Raw genomic sequence first — 19,554 nt, 5'->3', positions numbered from 1 at the left:
CAGCTCGCCTTCCTGGCCGATGGCCACGGGCTTCATCTGCTCGTCCAGCACCCAGACCTGGGTGTTGGCGATCGGGTGGCCGATCGTGATCTTCTGCGCCGCGTCGGTGACGCGGCACAGGGTGGACCACACGGTGGTCTCGGTCGGGCCGTACATGTTCCAGAGTTCCACGCCGGCCTCGAGCAGGCGCTGCGCCAGCGAGGGCGGCAGCGGCTCGCCGCCGCACAGGGCGCGGAAGCCGGCGGGCGCGCGCCAGCCGGCGTCGAGCAGCATGTGCCAGGTGGTGGGAGTGGCCTGCATCACGTTGATGCGCTGCTCGGCGGCCAGGCGGCCGAGCACCTCGCCGTCCATGGCGTCTTCGCGCTGGGCCAGCACCACGCTGGCGCCCACGGTGAGCGGCAGGAAGAGTTCGAGCACCGCGATGTCGAAGGACAGCGTGGTCACGGCCAGCAGCCGGTCGCCGGCCTGCAGGCCCGGCTCGCGGCGCATGCTGGCGAGGAAGTTGCACACCGCGTTCTGCGGCAGCACCACGCCCTTGGGCTTGCCGGTGGAGCCCGAGGTGTAGATGACGTACATGGGCGCGTCGTCGGCCCAGTCGGCGGGGCGCGGCAGGGCGCTGTCGGAGGCCGAGGCGATGGCGGCGGCGTCGTCGTCGATGCGGATCTGTTGCTCGCGCGGCACGCCCGAGAGGCTGGCGTTGGCCGCGTCGGTGATCACCAGGCGCACGCCCGCGTCCTCGGCCATGTAGCGCAGGCGGTCCTTGGGGAAGCCCGGGTCGAGCGGCACATAGGCCGCGCCGGTCTTCAGGATGCCGAGCAGGGCGGGCACGAGGTTGGGGCCGCGCGTGAGGCACACGCCCACCCGCATGCCGGCACCGATGCCGCGCGAGCGCAGCAGCTGGCCGAAGCGGTTGGCGCGCGATTCCAGTGCGGCGTAGCTCAGGCTCACGCCGTGCGCCACCAGGGCGACGGCATCGGGCGTGGCGGCGGCCTGGCGGCTGATCCACTGCTCCACGCGGGCATGCGGCTCCAGCGGCATGGCGGTGGCCTGGTTCCAGGCGATCAGGCGCGCGTCCGGTGCCGTGGCAGGGCGCACGGGCGCGGGCGCCACCACGGCGGTGAGCACCGGCAGTTCGACGCCGGGGTGCTGCGCGAAGTGGGCGATCTCGGCGCGCAGGGCATCGATCAGTTCCTGCGCGCGCTGCGGGCTGAAGAACTCGCTGCTGTGGTGCAGGTCCAGCGTGAGCGCGTCGTTCTGTTCGTAGAAGTTGAAGAACAGCTCGCTGAGCGTGCCGCGCTTGCGGCCTTCGTGCATGGCGGCCTGCAGGGGCGCGTAGGCCGAGAGGTCGACCTTGGGGTTGAGGTTGAAGAAGATGCCGGTGAGCGGCGGGCGGTCGCCCGCGCTGCGGATGCCCAGCGCGCGGGCCACCGTGCCCTGGGTCATGAGCGGGTACTCCAGCGCGTCCATCAGGCGCGAGCGCACGCGCTGCAGCACGGCCTCGGTGCTCTCGCCGGGCTGGCAGCCCAGGCGCAGCGGCAGGTCGAGCACGCCGTCGGCCATGATCGGCCCGCGGCGCTGCAGGCTCTGGCTGGCGTAGGGGATGCTGACCACGAAGTCGCTCTGGCCGCTGCGCTTGTGCAGCATGCGGGTGAGCGCCATGAGCAGCACCTGGAACAGCGTGGCACCCGACTGCTTGGCCTGCGCACGCAGGCGGCTGAACAGCTCGCCGTCCAGTCGTATGCGAAGCGTGTCGGCCGCGTAGCTGCGGTGGCCCTGCGGGGTGCGGTCGCCCAGGTTCAGCGGCGCGGGCGGGTTCTGCAGCTGCTGCTGCCAGAAGCGCAGGGCTTCCTGGCCGTCGGGTCCGTCGAAGCGGGCCTGCTCTTCCTCGGCGAAGTCCAGCGGCGACTCGGCCGGCTTGAAAGCCGGCGCCATGCCCATGCTGCGGGCCTTGTAGGCGGTGGCGAGCTCGGCGTTGAACACGCTGGAGGCCCAGCCGTCGAACACCAGGTGGCTGGCGCACCACGTGCACCACGGTGCGGCCGTCGGCCAGGGTGAGCAGGCTCACGGCGGCCAGCGGCGCCTGGTCGAGCGGGAAATCACGCAGGCTGGCCTGGGTGCAGAAGTCGTCCAGCGCCTGGTCGGCGTCGGGCTGCGCGCTCAGGTCGATCTCGGCCACGGGCAGGTTCAGCTGCGGCGCGACCCGCTGCCGGGGTTCCTCCAGATCGAACTGGATGCGGAAGGCCTCGTGCCGCGTCAGCACGTCGTTCAGCGCGGCCTTCAGCGCGGTGCGGTCCACGCCGCCCTGCAGGCTGACGCAGAACGACTCGTTGAGCGCCAGCCGGGCCGAGGGATCGAAGCCGCCGGCCAGCCAGCGCTCGGTCTGCCCGGGCGAGAGCTGGGCGTCGGTGCCTGCGCGCGTGCCGCCTTGCGGGCCCGAGGGGGGTGGGGCACCGCCGCCGTCCTTGGGCGTGATGAAGCCCAGGCCCATGAGCTCGTCCATGGCGTCGGTGAACACCTGGAAGATGCGGTCGGTGTGGGCGTCGGTCATGCCCTCGGTGACGAAGTGGCCGAACTGCTCGTACAGGTGCAGGCCGTGGTAGCGCACCAGGTAGTAGAAGAGGCTGATGTGCTTCTGGTTGTCGTCCCACTGCAGGCGCCAGATCGAGGCGCAGTGCACCGCCTTGACCGGTGCGCCACGCACCGCGAAGGCCGTGTTGAGGCGGTCGATCAGGCGCTGGGTGCGGTCGTTGAGGTTGCGGTAGAACTCGCGCCCACCGGCCTTGATGTGTTGCAGCGTGGCGCGCGCGGCGGCCAGCGCCAGCGGGTGGCGCACGAAGGTGCCGGCGAAGTAGGTCACGCCGGCTTCGGGGTAGGAGTCGTCGCCGTACTGCCAGTGGCCGCCGTCGAGCGCGTCGAGCCAGTTGGCGTTGCCCGCGATGGCCGCGAACGGCAGGCCGCCGCCGATGACCTTGCCGTAGGTGGCGATGTCGGCGCGCACGCCGTAGAACTCCTGCGCACCGCCCGGGGCGACGCGGAAACCGGTCACGACTTCGTCGAAGATCAGCGCGCAGCCGGCCTTGTCGGCGATCTGGCGCAGCGACTGCACGAACTCGCGCGGCTGCAGCGTGGGGTACTTGTTCTGGATCGGCTCGGTCATGATCGCCGCCAGCTCGGGGCCGCGCTCGCGCAGCACGCGCAGGGAGTCCTCGCTGTTCCAGTCCAGCACCAGGATGTTTTCCACCGCGTTGGCCAGGATGCCGGGCGCGGCGGAGAGCGAGCGCAGCTGCCTGGTGCCGCGCACGATCACCTCGTCGAAGATGCCGTGGTAGGAGTTGGTGAAGATGGCGATGGTCTTGCGGCCGGTGACGGTGCGCGCGATGCGCATGGCGCCCATCACGGCCTCGGAGCCGGTGTTGCAGAAGCCCACGCGCTCCATGCCGGTGAACTCCGAGATGAGCTGGGCCACATCGGCCGCGTAGGGGTGTTGCGGGCCCACTTCCAGGCCGAGCTGCAGCTGCTGCTGCATCGCCTCGATCACCTTGGGCGGCTGGTAGCCCAGCAGGTTGCCGCCGAAGCAGGACAGCAGGTCGATGTACTCGTTGCCGTCCAGGTCCCACAGGTTCGCGCCCTGCGAGCGGTTCACCACGATGGGGTAGACCAGGTCCTTGTACAGCGGGTTGAAGCCGGTCACCACGCGCGGGTCGGCCATGACCTTGCGGTGCTGCTGGCTGAAGGCCTTGGATTGGCCCGAGCGCGCGTTGTAGCGGGTGATGAACTCGTCGAGCCAGCGGCGCTGCGCGGGCGTGAAGTCCTGGCGCGCTTCCAGCGTGAGGCGGGGCGAGGCGCCGAAGGGTTTTTCGACCAGCGACTTGATGGAGGGCTGGGCGGGTTCGGCCTCCGTCGCGGCGGCGGCCGGAGCCGAGGCCACCACGGTCGGCGCGGGCGCCACGGGGACCGCTGCGATCGGCAGGGCGGCCGCCATGGGCTGGCCGGCCAGCACCGCGAGCTGCTGCGCCATGAGTTGCATCTGCTGCTGAAGCAGCTGGTGCACGGCGTTCGTGCCGCCGGGCAGGGCCGCGAACTGCAGCGGCAGGGCCGCCGGGGCCGCGAAGCCGGCCACCTGGGCGGGCATGCCGGCCGCCATCGCGGGGGCTGCCGCCACGGGGGCCACCGGCGCGAACTTGTCGGCCGGCATTTCGGTATCGAGGAAGCGCGCGAGCTTGCCGATGTTGTCCAGGTCTTCCATCAGGCGGCGAAAGCGCAGCTTGACGCCGAAGACGCGTTCCAGCTCCAGCGTGGCCTGGGTGAGCGAGAGGGAGTCCAGGCCCTGGTCGACAAAGCTGGCGTCCGTGGTCATGTCGTCGGCGGGGATGCCCGAGACGTCGCTCAGGACGCGCTTGAGTTCGTTTTCAACGGTGGGTATTCGGCTCATGGTGACGGCACTCGCAACGGAGAGGGAAACATCGGACGGCAGGGCGCCTGCGGGCGCGGTGCGGCGGGCAAACCAGTGACGGTCGTTCTGGAACGGGTAGGTGGGCAGGGGAGCGCGGCGCGCGGTCGCGGCCACGGGCCAGGCGGGTTCGATGCCGGCGCACCACAGGGCACCCAGCGCGGCCAGGCCCTGCTCGGCGGGCTGGCCGGGGTCCTGCGCGGCGCCCAGCATGGACACGATGCGCGGCACCTCGGCCTTGGGTGTGCGGTGCTGGCGCAGCAGCGCGGTGAGCGCCTGCCCTGGGCCGACTTCGAGGAACACGGTCTCGCCCTGGGCGAGCTCGGCCATCACGGCCTTGCTGAACAGCACCGGCGCGCGCACCTGGCGCGCCCAGTAGCCGGGGTCGGTGGCTTCGTGCGCCTGCAGCGGCGCGCCGCTCACGCACGAGTACACGGTGAGGCGGGGTGCCTGCAGGCGGGTCTGCGCGAGCGCTTGCACGACGCGCGGCAGCGCGCCTTCCATGGAGGCGCTGTGGAAGGCGTGCGAGACGCGCAGGCGGGTGGCATCGATCTCGTTGCGCTCCAGGGCCTGGGCGAAGCGGTCGATGGCTTCATGGCCGCCCGCCACCACGGTGAGCGCGGGCGCGTTGCAGCCGGCGACCTCGATGCCCTCGGGCAACAGGGCCCGCACGGCATCCAGGCCGGTGCGCACGGCCAGCATGGCACCGGCGGGCTGGTCGAACATGGCCTGGCCGCGCGCGATCACGGCGGCCATCGCGTCTTCGAGCGAGAACACGCCGGCGTGGCAGGCGGCGGCGTACTCGCCGATGCTGTGGCCGATCATGGCGTCGGGCCGGATGCCCAGGCTGTCCAGCCAGGCCGCGAGCGCGTAGGACACGCTGAACAGGGCCGGCTGGGCGTAGCGCGTCTGCGCCAGCAGTTGGGCCACCTCGGCATCGGCCGGGGTCGGCGCTCACCAGCCAGGCGCGCAGGTCCACGCCCAGAGCGGTCTCGGCCAACGGCAAGGCGCGGTCGAGCGCCTCGCGGAAGGCGGGCACTTCGTCCACCAGCTGGCGCGCCATGCCGGGGTGTTGCGAACCCTGACCCGGGAACAGGAACACCAGGCGCGGCTTCTGCAGCGCGCTCACGCTGCTCTTGGCCGCGCGCAGGCGTGCGATGGCTTCCTGGGCGCTGCCGGCGACCACCGAGAGGCGCTGCGCCATGGGTTTGCGCCCGCGCATGAGCGTGGCGGCGACGTCGCCCAGCGGCAGCTCGGGATGTTGTTCGAGGTGCTCGGCCAGGTCGCGCGCGCGCTGCAGTGCGGCGTCGGCGGTGCGGGCCGAGAGGGGCAGCAGCCAGCGGCCGTCGCCGGTCGATGCGGGCGCACGCGCCGGGGCCTCTTCGATCACCACGTGGGCGTTGGTGCCGCCGACGCCGAACGAACTCACCGCCGCGAGCCGCGATTCGCCGCCGCGCGGCCAGGGGGTGTTCTGCGCCACCACGCGAAAGGGCGTGTTCTCGAAGTCGATCTGCGGGTTGGGCTGGCGGTAGTGCAGGGTGCCGGGGATCACGCCGTGGTGCAGCGAGAGCGCGGTCTTGATCAGGCCCACCACGCCGGCACCGGCGGCCATGTGGCCAAGGTTGCTCTTGAGCGAGCCGATGCCGCAGTACTGGCTGTCGGCGGTGTCTTCGCGCCAGGCGCGGGTGAGCGCGGCCACCTCGATCGGGTCGCCGAGCGAGGTGCCGGTGCCATGCGCTTCCACGTAGCCGATCTGGCGCGCGCTCACGCCGGCCTGGTCGAGCGCCATGCGGATGGCGCCCATCTGGCCGGTGACGCTGGGCGCGGTGAAGCTGGCCTTGTCGCCGCCGTCGTTGTTCAGGCCCACGCCACGGATCACGGCGTACACCGTGTCGCCCTGGGCCAGGGCGTCTTCCAGCCGGCGCAGCACGACCACGCCGCCGCCGCTGGCGAACACGGTGCCGCTGGCGTCTGCATCGAACGGCCGGCAATGGCCGTCGGCGGATTCCATGCCGCCTTCGACGTGCAGGTAGCCACTGATCTGCGGCACGGCCACGTTGATGCCGCCGGCCAGCGCCACGTCGCACTGTCCGCTGGCCAGCGCGTGCCAGGCCTGGGCCACGGCCACCAGGCTGGTGGAGCAGGCGGTGTGGATGCTCAGGGCCGGGCCGTTGAGGTTGAGGCGGTTGCGCAGCGCGGGTGCGCACGTAGTCCTTCTCGCTGGCGAGCATGGTGGCGAATTCGCCGTACTGCTGCACCAGCTCGGGTTGTTCGCTGCGCAGCGCGGGCGCGTAGGCGTTGTTGCCGGTGCCCGCGTACACGCCGATGCGCGCGTCGGTGCGCGAGGCGTCGATGGCGGCGTGCTCCAGCGCCGAGACGCTGAGCTCGAGCATCAGCCGTTGCTGCGGGTCGAGCATGGTGGCTTCGCGCGCCGAGATGCCGAAGAAGCCGGCGTCGAAGTGCTCCACGCCGTCGAGCACGCCGTGCGCGGCCACGAAGTTGGGGCGCGAGCGCACCGCGTCGGGCACGCTGGGGTCGAGCTCGTCGAGCGAGAACTGGCGGATGCCTTCCTGGCCGTCGATCAGGTTCTGCCAGAAATCGTCGAGGCGGCGGGCACCCGGTGTGCGGGTCGGCGATGCCGACGATGGCGATGCCGGCCGTGGGCTGGGCCGGCGCCAGGCGCTTGCGCTGACCCGCGTTCACCGGGCCGGCGAGCGCCGCGGCGATGCCGGCCACGGTGGGCTTGTCGTACACGTCGGCCACGTTCAGGCCCTGGACGCCCTGGTCCTTGAGGCGCGTGACGAAGCGCATCACGAGCAGCGAGCGCGCGCCCAGGTCGAACAGATTCTGGTCGTCGCCGATGGCGGGCAGGCCCAGCAGCTCCTGCCACAGGCCGCGCACGATCGCCATCGGGTCGCTCGAAGCGGAGGCGGCGGCCGTGTCCATGGCCGGCAGGGGCAGGCCCTTGCGGTCGATCTTGCCGCTGGGCGTGGTGGGCAGGCGATCCAGCACCACGTAACGCACCGGCACCATGTACTCGGGCATGGCGGCGCGCAGTTCGGCGCGGATGCGGGTGATCAGCTCGCTGGTGTTGGCTTGCGCGCCTTCGCGCAGCACCAGGTGCGCGACCAGTTGTTTGCCGATGCCGGGCAGGTCGGGCGCGGTGACCACCGCGTCCTTGATGCCGGCCTGGGCCATGATGGCCAGCTCGATCTCGCCCGGCTCGATGCGAAAGCCATCGACCTTGAGTTGCTGGTCGGCGCGGCCCAGGTAGGTGTACACGCCCTCGGCGTCGCGGCGCGCGAGGTCGCCGGTGACGTACCAGCGCCCCGGCAGATCGGCGAAGTCGGTGCGGAAGCGCTCGCCGGTGAGTTCGGGCCGGCCGAGGTAGCCGCAGGCCAGCGTCTCGCCGCCCAGCAGCAGTTCGCCGGTGTGCTCGTCGGTGGCGTTTTCGGACGGCACCAGGGCGAGCTGCACGTGCGGCAGGGCGCGGCCGATCGGGGGGATCTCGGGCCAGGCGGCCGGGTCGCCACGCAACTCGTGCGCGGTGACCACGTGGCTTTCGGTCGGGCCGTAGTGGTTGTGCAGCTCCGAGCCCGGCAGGCGCTGGAACAGCGAGCGGATCGCGGGCGTGACCTGCAGTTGTTCGCCCGCGCTCACCACATCGCGCAGGGAGGTGGGCAATTCATCGCGCGAGGCTTCCGCGATCATCTGCAGCGCCACGTAAGGCACGAAGATGCGTTCGATGCGGCGCTGGATCAGGGCGTTGAGCAGCAGGCCGGGGTCGCGCCGCTGTTCCTCCGGCACCAGCACCAGCGTGCCGCCGCAGGCCAGCGTGGAGAAGATTTCCTGGAAGTGCACGTCGAAGGACAGCGGCGCGAACTGCAGGGTGCGCGCGGGCTGGCCCAGGCGGGGGTGGTCGGCGTGCCACTGGATCAGGTGGCGCAGCGGCACCGCGCCCATCGCCGACGCCCTTGGGCCGGCCGGTGGAGCCCGAGGTGAACAGCACGTAGGTGAGGTCGGGCGCCGAGGCGTGCAGGGCGGCTTGCACCGGTGCGGGCTGTTCCAGCGTGGGCAGTTCGCCCACCAGCGAGCGCAGCGTGGACAAGGCCTGGTCTTCACCCACCACCGCGCGGGGTTGCGCATCGTCCAGCATGGCGCGCAGGCGCTCGGCCGGGTAGGCCAGGTCCAGCGGCACATAGGCGATGCCGGCTTCGGCGGCGGCCAGGATCGAGATGATGGTGTCGGTGGAGCGCGTGGCGGCCACCGCGATGCGTTCACCGCTTTGCAGGCCCGCGTCGGCAAAGGCGCGCGCGCGCGCCGCCACCGCAGAGGCCAGTTCACGGTAGGTCAGGGGCTCGCCCTCGGGCGACTCCAGGGCCACGGCGTTCGCGTGGCTCTGTGCTCCGCTGCGCAGCCAGAGACCCAGGTTCGGTTCACCTGCGTCGTTCTCTTGCTGACTCATGAAGTGCATTGCAAAAACCCCCTACGTGCAGGAAAGCTCCTCGAATGAATACAAATGAGTACCATCAGAAACTTGTGTAACAAATGATAACCCGGTCGTGTTGTATTTTTTCTGACTTTCCGGGCCGCTTTCCCGCAGTTTGTACGACATAACTCACGCCGAAATGCATTTCCGACATTCCCGACCAAACGACACTGACAAGATGCAGGACTTCTTGCAACAGACCCTCTCGCATTGTTGCGGGCTCGAAGCCTTTTGATCTTGTGAAACATTCACCTAGGTTATCGCTGTGGACGGGTTGGGGCGTGGCGGCGCTGATCGCCTGCGCGGTCCTGGCGATTGGCGGCTCCGCGCGCCTTTCGGAGGCGTTCCTGTGGCGCCTGGAGCGTTGGCAGTCCGCGCCCACGGTGTCCCAGCGCCTCTTCGAGCGGCGCACGATGGCCCACCAGCTGAACGTGGACCGCCTGGTGCCGCGTGGCGCGATCCTCTTCTTCGGCGACAGCCACCTCCAGACCTTGCCCACGGGGGGCCTGGCGCAGGCCTACAACTTCGCCATCGGCGGTGAAACGGCCCAGCGGCTGAGCCAGCGCCTCGATCGCTACACTTCGCTGCCCCGGGCCCGCGCGGTGGTGCTCGGCGCGGGCACCAACGACCTGATCGAGGGCCGCACGCCCGAAGACGTGCGGCTGGCCTGGGGTGCGATCCTGGACCGCATGCCCGCGTCCGCCCAGGTGGTGTGTGTCGGCATTCCCGTGCCGCCCGGCAACCCGGCCGAGGCCGTCAACGCGTCGGTGGCCGAGATGTGCCGGCAGCGCGGCCATGCCATGGTCGACGCGGTGCCGGGGCAGGGCGCCCTGGCCCGCGCGTCCCTGGCGGGCGATGGCCTGCATCTCGATGCCACCGGTTCCCTGTTGTTGCTCCAGGCCATCGAGGCCGTCCTGACCAAGAAACCCGCATGATCGAATCGCCACCCTCGCAGTCGCACCGCCAACCCGCACTGGACTGGCTCCGGGGTTTCGCCGCCCTGATCGTGGTCGGCTTCCACTACTTCCATGCGGGGGTTCGCGATGGCTCGATCCAGGGCCAGCAGAGCCCCATCCTGTACCACGTCTTTTCCTATGGCTACGTGGGGGTGCACCTGTTTTTCATGATCAGCGGCTACGTGATCATGATGACCGCCCAGAATTCGAGCGTGCGGCGTTTCATCGCCTCCCGCGTGTCCCGGCTGATGCCCGCCTTCTGGGTGTGCATGACCCTGACGGTGCTGATCGAGCTGGCCGCGCCGGCCGCGCCGTTCAAGCCCGAGTCCTGGGCCCAGTACGCGGCCAACCTGACCATGCTGCCCCGGGTGTTCGGCCAGAACCTCGTCGATGGCGCGTACTGGTCGCTGGCGGTGGAGATCAATTTCTACTTCTGGATCGGCGTGGCGATCGCCACCGGGCAGCTCAAGCGCATCGAGACGCTGCTGATCCTCTGGCTGGGCCTGTCGCTGGTCAATTTCATTCGCCCCATGTACACCGTGGAGATCGTCACCAGCGCCCAATGGGCGCCCCTGTTCGCCGCCGGCGCCTTCTTCTTCCTGGTGCGGCAGTCGGGCTGGACCACCCGTCGGCGCTTGGCGCTGCTGGGCTGCGCCGCGCTGGCCTGCATGTACCTGTGGCGTGAAAATCGCCAGGCAGACAGCCTGGAGCAGCTGCTGGCCCTGGACGACAGCCCCAACAACCTCGTGATCGAGGCCATCCTGCTGTCGTATTTCGCCTTCTTCTACTGGATGATTCGCCGCAAGGTACCGATTGAACCCTCGACATGGAGCGATTTGTCCGGCCGCCTCACCTACCCGCTGTACCTGATCCACCAGCACGCCGGCTATGCCCTGTTCAGCGTGGCGGTGGCGTCCGGCCTGGTCGCGTCCTGGGGCATGACGCTGGTGACCCTGGGCATGATCGCCCTGGCCCTGCTGGTGGCCTGGGCGGTCAATGTCGGGGTCGAACAGAAGCTCGGCCCCGTGCTGCGCAAGTGGATCGCGCGCTGAAGGCGGGAGAAGAAGCGTGACGAACTCCGCACCCACGCAAAAGCCGGCGCGGTATGCTGGTGCGGTGACAGATCGCGCTAGCCCCATGGGGTATGTACAACAATGCACAACGCACCACGGCATTCGGGAGAAGATTCGATGAGATTGCCGGGATTGGACCCCCAGCCCGTCGAACTGGGCCTTGTCGCGCCGGTGCTGCTGGTGGTCGTCGATACCGAAGAAGAGTTCAACTGGAACCAGCCCTTCAACCGACAGGCGACCGCCACCCAATCCATTTCCTCCCAGGACCGGGTGCACGCGCTCTACGACCGGTTCGGCGTCGTGCCGACCTACGTCATGGACTACCCGGTGGCCAGCTCGGTGGCCGCCACCCGCTACCTGCGCGGGCTGGTGGACGCGGGCCGCGCGGAATTCGGCACCCACTGCCATCCCTGGGTCACGCCGCCACACAACGAAACGGTGTCGGTGTTCAACTCGTACCACGGTAACCTGCCGCTGGAGCTGGAGGAAGCCAAGATCCGCACCAGCACCGACGCGGTGGCCCAGGCCTTCGGCCGCGCGCCGCGGGTGTTCAAGGCCGGGCGCTACGGCGTGGGGCCGAACACCTTCGGCATCCTGCAGGAACTGGGCTACACCGTGGACTGCAGCGTGGTGCCCCACACCAATTTTTCCTTCGAAGGCGGGCCGAACTACCAGGGCATGTCCGACCGCCCCTTTTTCACCGACGCCTCGCACGCCTTGCTCGAAGTGCCCATGACCGTGGGCTACTCGGGCCGCCTGCGCCGCATGGGCCCCGCCAATCCCTGGCTCATCGGCAGCAACCTCTCGCAGCGGCTTCGCCTGCCCGGCGTCATGAGCCGCATGAAGTGGCTGGAGCGCGGCAGGCTGAGCCCGGAAGGCTTCGATGTGCAGTCGCAGGAGCGCCTGCTCACCACGCTGTTCCACGAAGGCGTTCGTGTGTTCACCATGACCTACCACTCGCCGACCTTGCAGCCGGGCAACACCCCGTACGTCAAGACCGAGGCCGATCTGGTCGCCTTCCTGGCGAACATCGAGTCCGTGCTGAGCTTTTTCCAGAACCGCCTGGGCGGCACCTTCTCCACGCTGACCCGCGTCGAGCAACTGGCGCGCTCACGGGTTGGCGCCGCACAGGCAGTCGCGGCCGTCGCGCACTGAGCGCCTCGCGCATCACCCGCCAAAAACAAACAACCCTCTGCGAAGAGAGGGTTGTTGAAGGTCAGAGCGGTTGAAGCGGGATCAACGCGGAACGATGGCCCAGGTGGGGTCGTTCACGTAGCCGGCATCCATCTTCGGGGTCATGGACTTCCACTTGCTGTAGGCACCGCTGGCACCGGTGATGCCGGCGCTGCTGGTGGCGGCCAGCATGGCGCGGGCATAGGCGGCGTAGTCGTCCACGCGGTCCGGTGAGCCTTCGGTGATCGCCATGCCGGCGCACGAGGCGCCCTTCGAGCCAGCGTAGTTGGTGTCGAACAGGGTCTTCCAGCTGCTGAAGAACTGGTTGCTCGCGTCGGTGACGTCCCACCAGTAACCCGGGGCCTTGGCCATGCAGAAGCCGTTGGCTTCGTTCAGGAAGCGGCCGACGGTGAAGCCGGTGATCCAGTTCAGCATGGTGCGGCCTTGCGGGTCACCGTCCTCGGCGATCTGCGTGAGCACCAGCGTCATGAAGTCGTTTTGCCAGGGGCCGGCCTTCTTGGTGTCCCACGGGCTCTTGATGGCGCCGAAGGGCGAGCGGGCGGCCGCGTTGGCGTTCTGCGGGTAGTTCTGCACGTACCAGTTCAGGTTGTTGGCGAACCGGGTCTGGAAGTACGACTTCATGGGGTGGTTGTCGGGCACGATGCGCGAAGCCTCGTCGATGGAGCGCAGGGCCCAGGACTGGGCACGTTCCTCGTTGCCGTAGATCAGGCCCTTGGCGCCTTCGCGGTAGTAGGGGTCCACCGCCGCGATGTTCCAGCTGGCCCAGAACATGGCTTCGTCCAGGTAGAAGGCATCGCCGGTGATCAGGTAGGGCATGTAGCCGAACGAAGCCTGGTGCGCCGTGTCCGGCGTGTAGATGGTCGTGCCCGTCGGCGTGGGCAGCTTGGGCGTGGAGGAGCCAAAGCGCACGGCCACGTTGGGGTTGCGCTCCACATCCAGTGGCTGGCCAGAGCCTTCATCGCGGTAGTGCACCGGCACGCCAGCGGCGGCATCGGCGTTGGCCAGCATGCTGGCGCGGGCACGGTCGTCCTGGGTGATGAGGTACAGCGCGGTCCAGCGTGGCTGCGGGCCGATCTCCGAGCGACCACCGGTGGTGGGGAAGTACGGCACCAGCATGGCCGGGCCCATGGGCGCGGTGTTCGAGCTGGCCAGCACGCGGGCCTCGTCGGCCAGGACCGACTCAGGAATCTTGACGCTCAGGTCGTAGTTCCAGGTGGCCTTGCTGGCCAGGAAGTACGGCATGTGGTGGCGCACGCGGTACTGGGGCAGCGTGTTGCCCGTCCAGAGCACCTTGTGCCAGCGCGCCTGGTAGTTGTGCGTGATGCGCGGCTGGGTGTGCACGACCTGGCCGTTGCGGCGCACGGTCAGCTCATAGGTGAGGTTGCCCGGGTTGGCCTTGAAGGTCCAGTTGTTCTCCAGGACCATGTCGGTGCGGATGCTGGCGCCGCCGTCGTACAGGCGGGTGTGCAGCCGGGCCGAGAGGTGGGGGTGCTCGGCGTTGCTGGCGCTGTCCTTGAAGGGCGCGACCACGGTGTACTCGGTGCGCAGCGCTGCCGTTGAGGCGGCGGCCCGAGCCCTGGGCGATCTGCTGCTTGAGCAGGTCCTGGGGCTTGCGCACCAGGGTGGAGACCAGGGTGCTGCCGTTGTAGACCTTGGCCTCGAGTTCGAGGTTCCAGTCGGGGCTGGCGGGGATGGTCTGGGTGGCCGAGGACTTGGCGCCGGCGAAGAGGTTGATCAGCTTGGGCTGGTTGGCAGCGAGGTTGCTGACCTTGGCGCTGAGGACGGCAAAGCGCAGGGAGCCGTCGCGGTGGGAGGTCACCTCATCCATCTGCAGGGGCACGCTCGCGCCGCTGCTGTCGGTGGCGACCAGGCCCTGGTTGGCTTGCACGGCGCCGGCCTTGAAGGGCTGGCCGAAGGTGATGGGCAGGGCGCTGGAGGCCGTGCCGGTGGAGACTTCCACGCAGGTGATGGCGTTGGCCGCGCAGGCCAGGCCACCGGAGCCAACGGCTGGAGCAGGTGCGGGAGCAGGTGCGGGGGCTGGAGCCGGAGCCGGAGCCGGAGCCGGAGCCGGAGCCGGAGCCGGAGCAGGTGCGGGTGCGGGTGCGGGAGGCTTTGGTGCAGGTGCAGGTGCAGGTGCAGGTGCAGGTGCAGGTGCAGGTGCAGGTGCAGGTGCAGGCGCAGGCGCAGGCGCAGGCGCTGGCGCTGGCGCAGGTGGCTTTGGAGCCGGCGCGGGGGCTGGCGCCGGTGCCGGTGCCGGTGCCGGTGCAGGTGCCGGGGTGGCGGCGGCCATCACCTGGCAAGTCTTGGCCGAGCCACGGGCCGGATCGGAGCCGAAATAGCCGGTCGAGCAGAGCCCCACCGTGCGCACGGACTTGTAGACCCAGCGGCTGCCGGTGCCATAGCGAACGTTCTTGGTGCCGGAGACGACAAAGAGCTGGCCCTCCTTGGAGAGCTGGTTCCAGTTGGCAGTGGTGGCTGCGGCGGTGGTGGTGCTTTGGGCCTGCGCCGACGCGGCCACCATCGAAAACATCACCGCGCAGGCGGCCAGCACGCTGGCATGCGATGCCGGGCGAGGGGAGGAAGAAAGTGAGGACATGGAGAGAGCACCTGAAAGTCAAGAAGGAAAAGAACCGCTTGCACACGGCTGATCGAAGCATTGGCCTGCTGGGTCAACAGATCTTGGAATTCAATGTAATTCGATTGCCGCCATTTTCGGAATGCAAGCCGATGGGCAGGCGTCCGGAAACGATGCGCGGCATTCGTGATGCATGTCGCGAAACATGTTGAAATGATTGGGGTGTTTTATTAACTTCCCGTTGCCATTTCACGGCTGTGACTTCTTTTTTTCGAGAAGCCCAGGTGGAATGGCCTGGCAGCGCGTGCCGGGCGATTTGCCTAGCGGGAAAGTTGGTTGCCTCAATCGTGGTTTCCCCACGGGAGGCGCCGCACTGAGCATCAGGCGCATTGAATGCGCCAATTCGGAAAATGGTGCAATTAAATTAAGGTTGACTTATCGGATCGAAATAATGAAACATTAGCCAAAACCGCCAGAAGGTGGTTTTTGCCCGTTGAAAGGATTGGGCCATCCTTTTCCGTTCCGGGAAAGGGGGTGAGTTGAAAGAATATGAAAGAAAGAATTCCGGTGACGGCATTTCGAAGCCGCGTGTTAGCGGGCAATGCGCAAGGAATTCCCCGTCAACGAGCGGACGTTGAGGGATGGGCGGCCAACGGCCGCATTCACAGGAAAATTCGCGCCACGGTCCAGAGGCTGGGCGGCGCTGATGAGCAGGGCCCACCCGCTGGGGTGGACCGCCGCTGTCGCCCGCTCAGCGCGGAACGATGGCCCAGGTGGGGTCGCTGGCGAAGCCCGCGTCCATCCTTGGGGTCATGGACTTCCAGGTGGCGTAGGCGGTGCTGGCACCGGTGACACCGGCGCTGCTGGTGGCGGCCAGCATGGCGCGGGCGTAGGCGGCGTAGTCGTCCACGCGGTCCGGTGAGCCTTCGGTGATCGCCATGCCGGCGCACGGGGTGTTTTTGAGGCTGGCGTAGTTGGTGTCGAACAAGGTCTTCCAGCTGCTGAAGAACTGGTTGCCCGAGTCGGTGACGTCCCACCAGTAGCCCGGGGCCTTGGCCACGCAGAAGCCGTTGGCTTCGTTCAGGAAGCGGCCGACGGTGAAGCGGGTGATCCAGTTCAGCATGGCGCGGCCTTGCGGGTCACCGTCCTCGGCGATCTGCGTGAGCACCAGCGTCATGAAGTCGTTTTGCCAGGGGCCTGCCTTCTTGGTGTCCCACGGGCTCTTGATGGCGCCGAAGGGCGAGCGGGCGGCCGCGTTGGCGTTCTGCGGGTAGTTCTGCACGTACCAGTTCAGGTTGTTGGCGAACCGGGTCTGGAAGTACGACTTCATGGGGTGGTTGTCGGGCACGATGCGCGAGGCCTCGTCGATGGAGCGCAGGGCCCAGGACTGGGCACGTTCCTCGTTGCCGTAAATCAGGCCCTTGGTGCCTTCGCGGTAGAACGGGTCGACCCCGGCGATGTTCCAGCTGGCCCAGAACATGGCTTCGTCCAGGTAGAAGGCATCGCCCGTGATCAGGTAGGGGATGTAGGCGAACGAGGCCTGATGGGCGGTGTCCGGCGTGTAGATCGTGGTGCCTGTCGGCGTGGGCAGCTTGGGCGAAGACTCACCGAAACGCACCGACACGTTGGGGTTGCGCTGCACATCCAGCGGCTGGCCGGAACCCTCGTCGCGGTAGTGCACGGGCACGCTGGCGGCGGCATCGGCGTTGGCCAGCATGCTGGCGCGGGCGCGGTCGTCCTGGGTGATGAGGTACAGCGCGGTCCAGCGCGGCAGCGGGCCGATCTCCGAGCGACCACCGGTGGTGGGGAAGTACGGCACCAGCATGGCCGGGCCCATGGGCGCGGTGTTCGAGCTGGCCAGCACGCGGGCCTCGTCGGCCAGGACCGACTCAGGAATCTTGACGCTCAGGTCGTAGTTCCAGGTGGCCTTGCTGGCCAGGAAGTACGGCATGTGGTGGCGCACGCGGTACTGGGGCAGCGTGTTGCCCGTCCAGAGCACCTTGTGCCAGCGCGCCTGGTAGTTGTGCGTGATGCGCGGCTGGGTGTGCACGACCTGGCCGTTGCGGCGCACGGTCAGCTCATAGGTGAGGTTGCCCGGGTTGGCCTTGAAGGTCCAGTTGTTCTCCAGGACCATGTCGGTGCGGATGCTGGCGCCGCCGTCGTACAGGCGGGTGTGCAGCCGGGCCGAGAGGTGGGGGTGCTCGGCGTTGCTGGCGCTGTCCTTGAAGGGCGCGACCACGGTGTACTCGGTGCGCAGCGCTGCCGTTGAGGCGGCGGCCCGAGCCCTGGGCGATCTGCTGCTTGAGCAGGTCCTGGGGCTTGCGCCCCAGGGTGGAGACCAGGGTGCTGCCGTTGTAGACCTTGGCCTCGAGTTCGAGGTTCCAGTCGGGGCTGGCGGGGATGGTCTGGGTGGCCGAGGACTTGGCACCGGCGAAGAGGTTGATCAGCTTGGGCTGGTTGGCAGCGAGGTTGCTGACCTTGGCGCTGAGGACGGCAAAGCGCAGGGAGCCGTCGCGGTGGGAGGTCACCTCATCCATCTGCAGGGGCACGCTCGCGCCGCTGCTGTCGGTGCGCACCAGGCCCTGGTTGGCTTGCACGGCGCCGGCCTTGAAGGGCTGGCCGAAGGTGATGGGCAGGGCGCTGGAGGCCGTGCCGGTGGAGACTTCCACGCAGGTGATGGCGTTGGCCGCGCAGGCCAGGCCACCGACGCCAGCGGCGGGGGCTGGTGCTGGAGCCGGTGCGGGAGCAGGCGCGGGAGCCGGGGAGGGGGCTGGTGCAGGGGCGGGTGCCGGAGGACGCGGGAAGATCGAGGGCGCCGGTGCCGGTGCCGGTGCGGGCGTCGAGGTCACGGTCTCGCCGGGGGTTTGCGCCGATGCGGTACCACCACCGCCACCGCCACCACAACCCGAGATGGCCGCCATCATGAAAAGCACGGAGAGCCACTTGGCGTCGCGGATGGCGGGGGTCTTGGAAGGGTTCATGGCGATGCCGGTGAGAGGTGTGCTGGCGGGAACGAACGGTCGAAAATGTCGGTGGCTTGTGACCACGTTCACGAAAAAAGTGCGTCGGTTGACTTTACGGGCGGCATTTCAGCGGTTGGAGCGTTGACCGACAGGCACACCGTCCAGAACGACATGCGGGAGCATGGACCCACCTCGTGAAATGCCGATGGCACAAAAAACCCGACCTGACCGAGCGCCCAAGCGCTTTGGAGTCGTGGCCGGGAAACCAGGGAATGGCTGGCACGCCAAATGCCCCGCAGCCCTTATTGTCGTAGGACTCGCCCTACAACCCTGTTGCCACGTGTTACGAGTTGCACTTCTTGCCGTCAGAGTGACCGCTCGGGCGGCGTGGCGTCAATTCGCGGAGACCGGTGCGGGTTTCACTGGGAAATCCTGCTCCAGCGCGCCCGGCAGCGTGGCGTCCCGCCTCGCGAGGCCCCGGAAATCATTGGTTACAAAGGTCCGCGAAGGTATTGTTTCCGGCGGCTCGAACCATTGGAGAAGTAAGGCATCCGGGTTCACGAAAACCTGCGCCATCGGCGCTTGGGTGTTCCATTCGAGGCCCAAAGCCGCGCCATCCCGCTCCGAAATGTTTCCTTCGAACAGGTTGCTGAGCAGGCGGGCCTGTGTCGGGGCCCGTCGGGCGGAGACGCCCGCCGTGTTGATCAGGGTGTTGTGGGCCAGCACGATGTCGCTGGCGCGGTTGATGTCGAGCCCGGCGTCGTTGCAGTGCGCCACGATGTTGTTGGCGGCCAGCCCGTGGCGGTGCTCGAAGGTCGCGCAGCCGTCCGAGCGGCACACCGCCGCCGGTTGGGTGCCACCCCCGCCGAACGAGATGCCCACCCGCTCGCCCGGGCGCGACACGTCCGTGGGCGAGCAGATCACGAGGTTGCGTTCGATGCGCCCACCTTCGCTGGCGCCCTTCATGAACAGCCCATACGCGACCCGGTTGCCCTGGCCTTTGGCGAAGTTCGTGACCAGGTTGTCCTGCACTTTCCAATGGCTGGCGCCGACGAGGTCGAGCATCACGACCGGCCTGTCGGTTTGCCGGGTGGCGCGGTTGGTCAGGGTGTTGAAGGCCACCAGGCCGTGGTCGGGCCACTCGCCGTCCAGGCCGTTGACCTTGATGTGCGCATTGAAGTCCTGCACGTGGTTGTTGCGCAGCGTGGCGAAGGCACCGCGACCCACCACATGGAAGGCGTGCTCGCAGTCGTGTTCGCGCGCGCAGGCGCCGCGGATGTTGAGGTTTTCGAAGGCCCAGTAGGGCCGGTCGATCTGGATGCCCGCCACCTGGGTGAAGTCCAGCTGGACGCTGCCAGGCACCAGGGCGCTCACCAGGATGGGGGCCTGTGCGCGGCCGTCCTGCCCGAGCCGCAGGGTCTTGTTGACGCTGTATCGGCCAGGGGCGATGACGATGTGGGTGCCGGGGCCGGCCTCCCGGAGAGCCTGTGCCAGGCCGGTGGCCGTGTCCACGCGGATCACCGTGCCGGCTTCGGGCACCGCGGGCGCCATGGAGACCCTCTGCTGGCCTTTGCCGAGCGTGGGCAAAGGTCCCGGTGGCGGTGTCCTTTCCCAGCGCCGCTGCAGGGCATGCAGTCCTGGAAGAAGCAAGCCCTCCAGGACGCGGTGGCCTTCCAGCCGGTGCTGTGCATGGCGGATCAGCTCCTGCGGACTCCGGGAACTGGCCTCGGCGTACAGGCGCCGCCCCCGGTCGCTCACCAGAAAGGCTGTGGCGGCCATGAGGAAAACCAGCAGGCCTGACGCAGCGAACCACAACCATCTGCGCCTCGGTTTCAATGGAGTTCCCCGTTTCTG

General features: G+C 68.6%; 7 protein-coding genes and 6 pseudogenes. 4 read left to right on the top strand and 9 right to left on the bottom strand.

What is annotated here, in order from left to right; translation table 11 throughout:
• Window positions 1-36 precede the first annotated feature (36 nt).
• The 6 pseudogenes from ACFJGX_RS18330 to ACFJGX_RS18305 all read right to left on the bottom strand — a co-directional run.
• Window positions 37-1,980: pseudogene (locus ACFJGX_RS18330) on the bottom strand (AMP-binding protein); the annotation flags it as partial.
• A gap of 64 nt (window positions 1,981-2,044) precedes the next feature.
• A pseudogene (locus tag ACFJGX_RS18325) lies at window positions 2,045-5,329 on the bottom strand (aminotransferase class III-fold pyridoxal phosphate-dependent enzyme); the annotation flags it as partial.
• A 319-nt stretch (window positions 5,330-5,648) separates the two neighbouring features.
• Window positions 5,649-6,605 (bottom strand): annotated as a pseudogene (locus tag ACFJGX_RS18320) (beta-ketoacyl synthase N-terminal-like domain-containing protein); the annotation flags it as partial.
• A 172-nt stretch (window positions 6,606-6,777) separates the two neighbouring features.
• Window positions 6,778-7,032 (bottom strand): annotated as a pseudogene (locus ACFJGX_RS18315) (beta-ketoacyl synthase N-terminal-like domain-containing protein); the annotation flags it as partial.
• Window positions 7,033-7,174: 142 nt separating this feature from the next.
• Window positions 7,175-8,413 (bottom strand): annotated as a pseudogene (locus ACFJGX_RS18310) (non-ribosomal peptide synthetase); the annotation flags it as partial.
• Window positions 8,414-8,477: 64 nt separating this feature from the next.
• Window positions 8,478-8,915, bottom strand: a pseudogene (locus ACFJGX_RS18305) (AMP-binding protein); the annotation flags it as partial.
• A 305-nt stretch (window positions 8,916-9,220) separates the two neighbouring features.
• On the opposite strand from ACFJGX_RS18305, the gene ACFJGX_RS18300 reads away from it, so the two are divergent.
• From ACFJGX_RS18300 to ACFJGX_RS18290, 3 genes are all read left to right on the top strand, one after another.
• Window positions 9,221-9,874 (top strand): SGNH/GDSL hydrolase family protein, encoded by a 654-nt coding sequence (locus ACFJGX_RS18300; RefSeq protein WP_382324623.1) that lies wholly within the window; start codon window positions 9,221-9,223, stop codon window positions 9,872-9,874.
• Window positions 9,871-10,947, top strand: coding sequence for an acyltransferase family protein (locus tag ACFJGX_RS18295; protein WP_382326734.1), 1,077 nt, complete (start codon window positions 9,871-9,873; stop codon window positions 10,945-10,947). Before ACFJGX_RS18300 ends, ACFJGX_RS18295 begins: the two co-directional genes overlap by 4 nt.
• A 153-nt stretch (window positions 10,948-11,100) precedes the next feature.
• Window positions 11,101-12,123, top strand: a complete 1,023-nt coding sequence (locus ACFJGX_RS18290) for a glycosyltransferase (RefSeq protein WP_382324627.1) — start codon at window positions 11,101-11,103, stop codon at window positions 12,121-12,123.
• 1,408 nt (window positions 12,124-13,531) lie between these two features.
• Here ACFJGX_RS18290 and ACFJGX_RS18285 read toward each other — a convergent pair.
• Complete coding sequence (locus ACFJGX_RS18285; RefSeq protein ID WP_382326732.1) at window positions 13,532-14,122, bottom strand: hypothetical protein; 591 nt, start codon at window positions 14,120-14,122, stop codon at window positions 13,532-13,534.
• A 484-nt stretch (window positions 14,123-14,606) separates the two neighbouring features.
• Here ACFJGX_RS18285 and ACFJGX_RS18280 point away from each other — a divergent pair, with 484 nt between their 5' ends.
• The gene (locus ACFJGX_RS18280; RefSeq protein ID WP_382324630.1) at window positions 14,607-14,810 is read left to right on the top strand and encodes a hypothetical protein; all 204 of its coding nucleotides are present in this window, start codon (window positions 14,607-14,609) and stop codon (window positions 14,808-14,810) included.
• A 2,005-nt stretch (window positions 14,811-16,815) separates the two neighbouring features.
• Here the strand turns inward: ACFJGX_RS18280 and ACFJGX_RS18275 are convergent.
• The gene (locus ACFJGX_RS18275) at window positions 16,816-17,718 is read right to left on the bottom strand and encodes a hypothetical protein (protein ID WP_382326730.1); all 903 of its coding nucleotides are present in this window, start codon (window positions 17,716-17,718) and stop codon (window positions 16,816-16,818) included.
• A 375-nt stretch (window positions 17,719-18,093) separates the two neighbouring features.
• Window positions 18,094-19,479, bottom strand: coding sequence for a hypothetical protein (locus ACFJGX_RS18270; protein ID WP_382324636.1), 1,386 nt, complete (start codon window positions 19,477-19,479; stop codon window positions 18,094-18,096).
• Between the last annotated feature and the right edge of the window lie 75 nt (window positions 19,480-19,554).

Source organism: Hydrogenophaga sp. UC242_50, assembly GCF_042697355.1.
GTDB lineage: Bacteria > Pseudomonadota > Gammaproteobacteria > Burkholderiales > Burkholderiaceae_C > Hydrogenophaga.
Note: the sequence above shows the minus strand (reverse complement) of the source record. Positions and strands in the feature narration are given on the sequence as shown.